Raw genomic sequence first — 8,067 nt, forward strand, 5'->3', positions numbered from 1 at the left:
GCGCACCAAGGAAACTTATGTTAAGCATTAAGAATTTAAAAGTCAGTGTTGAAGGTAATGAGATCCTCAAAGGTTTGGATTTGGAGATCAAGCCTGGCGAAGTGCATGCCATCATGGGGCCAAATGGTTCAGGGAAAAGTACCTTGTCTGCGGCGCTGGCCGGACGGGAAGAATATGAAGTCACTGCGGGTAGTGTGACATTCAAGGGTAAAGACTTGCTGGAACTTGACCCTGAAGCTCGGGCGGGCGAGGGCGTATTTCTGGCTTTCCAATACCCAGTAGAAATCCCGGGCGTCAGCAACCATTTCTTCCTACAAACTGCCGTCAATGCGGTACGTAAATATCGCCAACAGGAACCGCTGGATCGTTTTGATTTCGCTGATTTTATCGAAGAGAAAATTGAGTTACTCAAAATGCCAGCAGACTTACTGACCCGTTCAGTGAATGTGGGTTTCTCGGGTGGTGAGAAGAAGCGCAACGATATCCTGCAGATGGCAGCACTGGAGCCTTCGTTATGCATTCTGGATGAAACCGATTCTGGTTTGGATATTGATGCACTGAAAATTGTCGCCAACGGGGTGAACTCACTACGCAATCAAGATCGCGCCTTTATTATTGTGACTCACTATCAGCGCATCCTCGATTACGTCAAACCTGACTTTGTGCATGTGTTGTATCAGGGGCGAATCATTAAATCTGGTGATTTCACGCTGGTGAAACAGTTGGAGGAGCAAGGCTATGGCTGGCTTACCGACCAACAGTAATCTGCTGGAACAGCAACGTATGCTTGAAAAACAGCGCGCTGATGCGTTACTACATTTTGGTCAATTGTTTAAACAGAATCAAACGCTTAAACAGCACCAAAGTGGTCAGAGTGCCGAGGCAACTGCACATTGGCAACAAGTGCTGCAACTGGGCTTTCCCAGCATCAAGCATGAAGACTGGAAATACACACCACTGGAGCGCTTACTGGCGCACAACTTCAGTTTTGCCCCCGCAGCGGAAGTCACGGCGACTCAGTGCGATGATCTCTCATTGATCAAAGGTGCGCATCGTGTGGTTTTCATTGATGGGCTATATGCCCCTGAGTTGAGCGACCGCGATTGTGGCCCGTATCAACTAACACCTGCGACAGAAAATACCCCATTTCCTGCGGCTATTCGGTCGGAAGTTTTTTTGCATCTAACAGAGAGTCTGGCTCAGCAACGTCTGCACATTCGATTACCCGCTGGGAAACACAGCGACAAACCGCTTTATCTGCTGCATATCAGCTCAGGTAAGGGTTCTGAGGTGGTGAATACCAGCCATTATCGCCATCATCTGACGATTGAGGCGAGTGCACAGGCTGAGGTCATTGAGCATTTTGTTAGCCTCAATGAACAGCCGCATTTTACTGGCGCGAGGCTGACTATTTCAGTGGGTGATAATGCTGAGTTGAGTCATTGTAAACTGGCATTTGAAACACCGCAAAGCTATCACTTTGCCCATAACGATTTAGTGTTAAGCCGTGATGCACGGGCCAAGAGTTACAGTTTCTTGCTCGGGGCGGGGCTGACTCGCCACAACACCAGCGCCCAGTTAAATGGCGAGGGTGCAACTTTGTCCATTAATAGCCTGCTGCTGCCAGTTGGGCGCGAAATCTGTGATACCCGCACTTATCTGGAACATAACAAGGGCTATTGTGAAAGCCGTCAACTGCACAAAACCATAGTGCGCGAACGGGGTAAAGCGGTCTTTAATGGCATGATTAAAGTGGCTCAGCACGCCTTAAAAACTGACGGACAAATGACCAACAATAACTTGTTGCTCAGTAAGTTGGCTGAAGTTGATACCAAACCGCAGTTGGAAATTTACGCTGATGATGTGAAGTGTAGCCACGGGGCTACCGTTGGGCGTATTGATGCAGAACAGCTGTTTTATCTGCAATCACGCGGTATCAATCAGGCAGATGCACAGCAAATGATTATTTTTGCTTTTGCCGCCGAATTGACCGAAGCCATTCATCACGAATCCATCCGTAAAGTGGTGCTGGCGCGCATTGCACAGCGGCTGGCTGGGGAGTCGCTATGAGTTTCTCTATTGGACCAGCCAGTATCGGGCAGATCAGTATCGAACAGATCAGAGCCGATTTTCCACTGCTTAGCCGTGAAGTTAACGGTCAGCCGTTGGCGTATCTGGACAGTGCTGCCAGTGCGCAGAAACCACAAATAGTGATTGATAGAGAGCTTAACTTCTATCGTGAGGGCTATGCGGCGGTTCATCGCGGCATCCATACCTTGAGTGCCGAAGCAACTGCGCAGATGGAAGCGGTGCGCAGCCAGGTTGCTGACTTTATTAACGCAGCCTCTGCCGAAGAGATTGTTTTTGTCAAAGGCACCACCGAAGCCATTAATCTGGTGGCTAACAGCTATGGCCGCCATGCTCTCAAAGCCGGTGATAGCATTATCATTACCGAAATGGAGCATCACGCCAATATTGTACCGTGGCAGATGCTGGCAAAAGAGATTGGTATCGAAATTCGTGTCTGGCCACTGACAGAAACCGGAGAATTGGAACCTGCTGCGTTGGCAGGGCTGATGGATAACACCACCAAGCTGTTGGCGATAACCCAGGTGTCCAATGTGCTGGGAACAGTGAACCCGATTAAAGAGATCGTGGCACAAGCCAAAGCGGCGGGCTTAGTGGTGCTGGTGGATGGCGCTCAAGCCATTATGCATCAAGCTGTCGATGTGCAGGATCTGGGCTGTGATTTCTATGTTTTCTCCGGTCACAAACTGTATGGGCCATCGGGCATTGGTATCTTGTATGGCAAGCGTGAATTGCTACAGCAGATGCCGCCTTGGGAAGGGGGCGGTGCGATGATTAAAACCGTCAGCTTGACACAAGGCACGACCTTTGCTGATGCGCCGTGGCGTTTTGAAGCGGGTTCGCCCAATACAGCCGGGATTATGGGGCTGGGTGCAGCAATCAGTTATGTGAATGGCTTGGGCTTGGAGCAGATCCATCAATATGAACAATCGCTAATGCAGTATGCATTGGAGCAATTGAGCCAGATTAAAAGTCTGACACTTTATGGCCCGACCAAACGGGCAGGAGTGATAGCGTTTAATCTGGGGCTACATCATGCCTATGATGTGGGCAGCTTCCTGGATCAATACGGTATTGCTATTCGTACCGGGCACCATTGTGCCATGCCGTTGATGGCGTTCTACCAAGTCCCGAGTATGTGTCGCGCGTCACTGGCACTGTATAATACCCGCGAGGAAGTGGATCGCTTGGTGGCTGGATTACTGCGCATCGAAAAATTACTGGGTTAACGCAAACAGCTCGCGACAGAGTCCCCGAAAGCCGATTATCATGATAAATAGTCGGCTTTTATTTTTACTGTAAGAGGCATGTTATGGCTGGTTTGCCAGATAAAGATAAATTGATTCGTAACTTTTCCCGTTGTTTGAATTGGGAAGAAAAGTACCTGTATGTCATTGAGTTGGGCGCACAGCTACCGCCGTTAACTGAACAGCAGCGCCAGCCTGAGAACCTTATTTCGGGCTGCCAAAGTCAGGTGTGGATTGCCATGAGCACCTCGACTGAAGGCAAAGTGGTATTTGCCGGTGATAGCGATGCCGCTATCGTCAAAGGCCTGGTCGCAGTCGTGTTTATTCTGTATCAGGGTTTGACCCCGCAACAGATAATCGATCTTGATGTTCGGCCATTCTTTGCCGATTTAGCTCTTAGTCAGCATCTAACTCCTTCGCGTTCCCAAGGCCTTGAAGCCATGATCCGCGGCATTCGTGCTAAAGCAGCGGTACTAAAAGCGGGCTGATTCACGTCAACATTTTGTGCTTTATTCTCCCGCGACTGAGCATTTTTGCGTCATGGGTCACAGTCTTAAAATGGTGAAATTTCAGCAGCTTAAATCGCCCTCCAGGTTGGAAAAAGCATAATAAATTACATTGTAACACCTTGATTTCTAGAGATATAAATTGCCTTTATAATAATGACTGTTACTATATGGTGGCCTTATTATTGGCTGCTAAAATTAACGTAGATAGCCGAATCGAATTTTAAGAAGTGATGTAGGAACTAAGCATGAAACGTGCATTAACTTTGATTGGTATGTTATTCGCAACTTGTCTGGCGGGAAGTATTACCGCTGCCAATGCGACCGAGTATCCTCTGCCGCCAGCCAATAGTCGTCTGATTGGTGAAAATACTACCTATACTGTTCCAAATGATGGTCGTCCACTGGAGGCTATTGCTGCCGATTATAAAATCGGTTTGTTGGGAATGCTGGAAGCAAACCCAGACGCTGACCCGTATTTGCCGTTACCCGGTTCAGTGTTAACTATCCCGACTCAGATGTTGCTGCCTGATACCCCACGTGAAGGTATCGTCATCAACCTGGCCGAACTGCGTCTTTATTATTACCCTAAAGGCCAGAACAAAGTCATTGTATACCCAATCGGTATCGGCCAGTTGGGGCGTAATACTCCAACGATGACAACTTCTGTCAGCCAGAAGATCCCGAACCCAACCTGGACACCAACGGCCAACATCCGTAAGCACTACGCAGCTGAAGGTGTGACTTTGCCAGCAGTCGTTCCAGCGGGCCCAGAAAACCCAATGGGTCTGTTTGCCATGCGTTTGGCTGCCGGTGGTGGTGAATACCTGATCCACGGAACCAACGCTAACTTCGGTATCGGTATGCGTGTCAGCTCCGGCTGTATTCGTTTACGTCCAGATGATATTGAAGCGCTGTTCAAAGCCGTCCCAAAAGGCACCCGCGTTCAGATCATCAACGAACCGGTTAAATATTCCGTTGAACCAGATGGTAAGCGTTATGTGGAAGTCCATCAGCCGTTGTCTCGTGTAGACAGTGATGATCCGCAAACGATGCCAATCGCTATCAGTAGCAGTCTGCAGAAATTTATCAATGACAGCCAGACTGATGCACAAGTGGTTCAGGAAGCGATTGTACGCCGTGCTGGCATGCCGGTTATCGTGACTGTAGGTGAGACTGCCCCTGTACAAGCTCCGGCTGCTGTAGCCCCTCAGAGCGAGCAACAGGCACAACCGCAGAGCGAAGGTCAGCAACCCACTGAACAAGAAATTCCTAAGTTGGTTCAGCCAGGCCCGGTTTACTCAGCTGCGAACTAAGCCTTAACACATCCAGGTCTTAACACATCTAAGACTTAACGTAATCTTAGCCACGGCAGTTACCATTTTGCCGTGGCTAATTTTTTGGTGTATCGGCATGGTGAATGAACAAGTTGATGATGAAGTAGATGGTCAGGGAAGGGTATAACAGGGAGAGTTACCGTCAGAGGCGAGTTTCTGCGAGGCAAAAAAATGGCGCACAATGTGCGCCATTTTTCATTCAGGAAGTAATATTACTTCTTGTAAGCGTGAGCTTGGTTGTCAAGACGTTGGTTAGCACGTGCTGCATCGTCTTTAGCTGCTTGAACGTCAGAACGGATTGCGTTCACGTCGTTGCTCAGTTGGTCAACTTTAGCGTTCAGAGTCTGAACGTCAGAAGACAGTTGATCGATTTTAGCATTGCTTGAACAACCAGCCAGCATAGTAGAAGCCAGAATTACCGCGCCCAGTACAAGTTTAGTACGATTCATTATTAACACCCTCTAGATTAAGTTAATCTCCATGTAGCGTTACAAGTATTACACAAAGTTTTTTCGAAAGAGAATAAATTTTTAGTATTAGAGGGGTTTATTTTGATCGTTCGCTCAAAGAAGCATCTTGTTTTAAAAAAAAGTTAAAAAAACGAGGTAAAACAGCCGGATTCTTTCGGATAAGTCCTACTCAGGAAAAAGGGTTTGGGGTGCCTAAGATAAAATGGATTTTTCGGAAAGTTTATTTAGCGGTGCTTAAAAAGAAAAACGCCGCTATTGAAAGCGGCGTTTTTAATTAGCGTTTAGTCGTGCGTTAAGATTATAAAACGTGCACGGAAGAGGTATTGGTGGTGCCACTAGGCACTAACGCACCAGAAACCATCACGACAACGTCGCCTTTCTGTGCCAGACCGCTAGCCAAAGCGGCTTCTTTACCGATACGGTAGAAGTCATCTGTTGAAGCAATCTCGTTGACCAGTTGAGTTATCACGCCTTTGGTCAGGATTAACTGACGAGCGGTCACTTCATTGGTGGTCAGTGCCAAAATGGTTGCTGTTGGGAAGTACTTACGTACTGACTTGGCAGATTTACCACCGCCAGTTGCTACCACGATCACTTTTGCTTCCAGTTTTTCTGCGGTTTCTACTGCACCACGGCAAACGGCTTCAGTGATACGCATTTTGCGATTGTCGTTCAGCGTTTCGATGCGGCTAGGCATGATACGGTCTGTACGCTCACAGATGGTCGCCATGATGGTAACAGACTCTAATGGGTACTTACCCTTAGCACTTTCACCAGACAGCATCACGGCATCTGTACCGTCCAGAATGGCGTTAGCCACGTCGCCTGCTTCTGCACGGGTAGGGCGTGGGTTTTTGATCATGGAATCGAGCATCTGAGTTGCAGTAATAACAACTTTACGTGCGCGGTTACATTTCTCAATCATCATCTTCTGCGCGAAGATAACTTCTTCAACCGGGATCTCAACACCCAGGTCACCACGAGCAACCATGATACCGTCGGATGCTTCCAGGATTTCGTCGAAGTTATTCAGACCTTCCTGGTTTTCAATTTTGGAGATGATCTGAATATGCTCACCACCGTGGGCTTTCAAGTGTTCGCGGATTTCCAGCACGTCTGAACGTTTACGGATAAAGGATGCCGCAACGAAGTCCACGCCTTGCTCACAACCAAAGATCAGGTCAGCTTTATCTTTCTCAGCCAGTGCTGGCAGTTGGATAGAAACACCTGGCAAGTTAACGCCTTTGTTTTCACCTAAATCACCATTGTTCAGCACTTTACATACCACAGTGCTTTCAGTGACTTCGGTGACTTCCATGCCGATCAAACCATCGTCAACCAGCACCGTGTTGCCAATTTTCAGATCAGCAGCAAAGCCAGGGTAGGTCACAGCAACAATGTTGTTGTTACCAATAACGCTTTGATCAGTGGTGAAAGTGAAAGTCTGACCTGCAACCAGAGCAGCATCTTTGCCGCCTTCCAGTTTCATGGTGCGAATTTCTGGGCCTTTGGTGTCCAACAAGATACCGGCTTTCAAGCCAGTTTTTGCCATGACAGCACGGATATTCTTGATACGTTGACCATGTTCTTCATAGTCACCGTGGGAGAAGTTTAAGCGCATAACGTTCATGCCAGCTTTCAGCAGGTTCGTCAGCATTTCTTCGGATTCGGTTTTTGGACCGATAGTACAAACAATTTTAGTCTTTTTCATGACGGATTTTTTCTACAAGTTGTGATGGATTAAAAGCGAATATTCCGTTAAATACAGCAACGGAGTGGAATTTGATTAGTGTCTGGTGTAGCGAAACGTGACCAAGAAGCAAAACATTACTAAGAATAGATGACAGTTGCGGAAATTGAGCGGAAAACTTTAGCACGAGGCTAAACGCATGATCGGTATACGATGGCGTAAATGTGAGTTGTATTTTTTTAGCGTATCGGCAGATCAAGATGCTGAAACCATTCAACTGAAACGACGGTTCGTATTATAAGCGGTAAGTCGCGGGAAATGAAATAGAAAACAGAAACTCATTGCCGATTTTTATAAAAATGGGTCATTAGTCGCGCAAACCTTGAGAATAACACTTGGTTTGTTGCGCAACAAAAAAGTTTTTTAACAATTTTAACAAAATAAAGGGGGAATAATTGTTGAAAACAACATCAATGGATTGAAGGAGATTGAGTCAGATTGATTAGCGCAGGGGGGAATCGGAAATAAGAGAGTGGTGCGTTCTAATGGACTCGAACCATCGACCCCCACCATGTCAAGGTGGTGCTCTAACCAACTGAGCTAAGAACGCATTGAAAAACTAGCAATTTACAATTTCTGGATAATGCGAGAGTGGTGCGTCCGAATGGACTCGAACCATCGACCCCCACCATGTCAAGGTGGTGCTCTAACCAACTGAGCTACGGACGC

General features: G+C 47.4%; 7 protein-coding genes and 2 tRNA genes. 5 read left to right on the forward strand and 4 right to left on the reverse strand.

Annotated features, from left to right (window positions below):
• Nucleotides 1-17 precede the first annotated feature (17 nt).
• The 5 genes from sufC (at nucleotide 18) to QSV56_RS11130 (ending at nucleotide 5,157) form a co-directional block, all read left to right on the forward strand.
• The gene (sufC, locus tag QSV56_RS11110) at nucleotides 18-764 is read left to right on the forward strand and encodes a Fe-S cluster assembly ATPase SufC (protein WP_019079316.1); all 747 of its coding nucleotides are present in this window, start codon (nucleotides 18-20) and stop codon (nucleotides 762-764) included.
• A complete protein-coding gene (gene sufD, locus QSV56_RS11115) occupies nucleotides 739-2,070 on the forward strand; it encodes a Fe-S cluster assembly protein SufD (RefSeq protein WP_050131364.1) in 1,332 nt (443 codons plus the stop codon). Before sufC ends, sufD begins: the two co-directional genes overlap by 26 nt.
• Nucleotides 2,067-3,317, forward strand: coding sequence for a cysteine desulfurase SufS (gene sufS / locus QSV56_RS11120; RefSeq protein ID WP_263696635.1), 1,251 nt, complete (start codon nucleotides 2,067-2,069; stop codon nucleotides 3,315-3,317). The genes sufD and sufS overlap by 4 nt, the downstream gene beginning before the upstream one ends.
• A gap of 83 nt (nucleotides 3,318-3,400) precedes the next feature.
• Nucleotides 3,401-3,823, forward strand: a complete 423-nt coding sequence (sufE, locus tag QSV56_RS11125) for a cysteine desulfuration protein SufE (RefSeq protein ID WP_019079319.1) — start codon at nucleotides 3,401-3,403, stop codon at nucleotides 3,821-3,823.
• A 266-nt stretch (nucleotides 3,824-4,089) separates the two neighbouring features.
• Nucleotides 4,090-5,157, forward strand: a complete 1,068-nt coding sequence (locus QSV56_RS11130; protein WP_005165628.1) for a L,D-transpeptidase family protein — start codon at nucleotides 4,090-4,092, stop codon at nucleotides 5,155-5,157.
• 233 nt (nucleotides 5,158-5,390) lie between these two features.
• Here QSV56_RS11130 and QSV56_RS11135 read toward each other — a convergent pair whose 3' ends face one another.
• From QSV56_RS11135 to QSV56_RS11150, 4 genes are all read right to left on the reverse strand, one after another.
• Complete coding sequence (locus QSV56_RS11135; RefSeq protein WP_005165631.1) at nucleotides 5,391-5,627, reverse strand: major outer membrane lipoprotein; 237 nt, start codon at nucleotides 5,625-5,627, stop codon at nucleotides 5,391-5,393.
• Nucleotides 5,628-5,946: 319 nt separating this feature from the next.
• The gene (gene pykF / locus QSV56_RS11140; protein ID WP_005165633.1) at nucleotides 5,947-7,359 is read right to left on the reverse strand and encodes a pyruvate kinase PykF; all 1,413 of its coding nucleotides are present in this window, start codon (nucleotides 7,357-7,359) and stop codon (nucleotides 5,947-5,949) included.
• A gap of 512 nt (nucleotides 7,360-7,871) precedes the next feature.
• Nucleotides 7,872-7,948: transfer RNA gene (locus tag QSV56_RS11145), tRNA-Val, on the reverse strand.
• Nucleotides 7,949-7,990: 42 nt separating this feature from the next.
• Nucleotides 7,991-8,067 (reverse strand) — tRNA-Val (locus QSV56_RS11150).

The organism is Yersinia sp. 22-579 (genome assembly GCF_030433455.1).
GTDB lineage: Bacteria > Pseudomonadota > Gammaproteobacteria > Enterobacterales > Enterobacteriaceae > Yersinia > Yersinia enterocolitica.

What these genes read in the sequence shown, in the direction of transcription:
- sufC (WP_019079316.1), top strand. Translation starts at nt 18, where the DNA reads ATGTTAAGCATTAAGAATTTAAAAGTCAGTGTTGAAGGTAATGAGATC.
- sufD (WP_050131364.1), top strand. Translation starts at nt 739, where the DNA reads ATGGCTGGCTTACCGACCAACAGTAATCTGCTGGAACAGCAACGTATG.
- sufS (WP_263696635.1), top strand. Translation starts at nt 2,067, where the DNA reads ATGAGTTTCTCTATTGGACCAGCCAGTATCGGGCAGATCAGTATCGAA.
- QSV56_RS11130 (WP_005165628.1), top strand. Translation starts at nt 4,090, where the DNA reads ATGAAACGTGCATTAACTTTGATTGGTATGTTATTCGCAACTTGTCTG.
- sufE (WP_019079319.1), top strand. Translation starts at nt 3,401, where the DNA reads ATGGCTGGTTTGCCAGATAAAGATAAATTGATTCGTAACTTTTCCCGT.
- pykF (WP_005165633.1), bottom strand. Translation starts at nt 7,359, where the DNA reads ATGAAAAAGACTAAAATTGTTTGTACTATCGGTCCAAAAACCGAATCC.
- QSV56_RS11135 (WP_005165631.1), bottom strand. Translation starts at nt 5,627, where the DNA reads ATGAATCGTACTAAACTTGTACTGGGCGCGGTAATTCTGGCTTCTACT.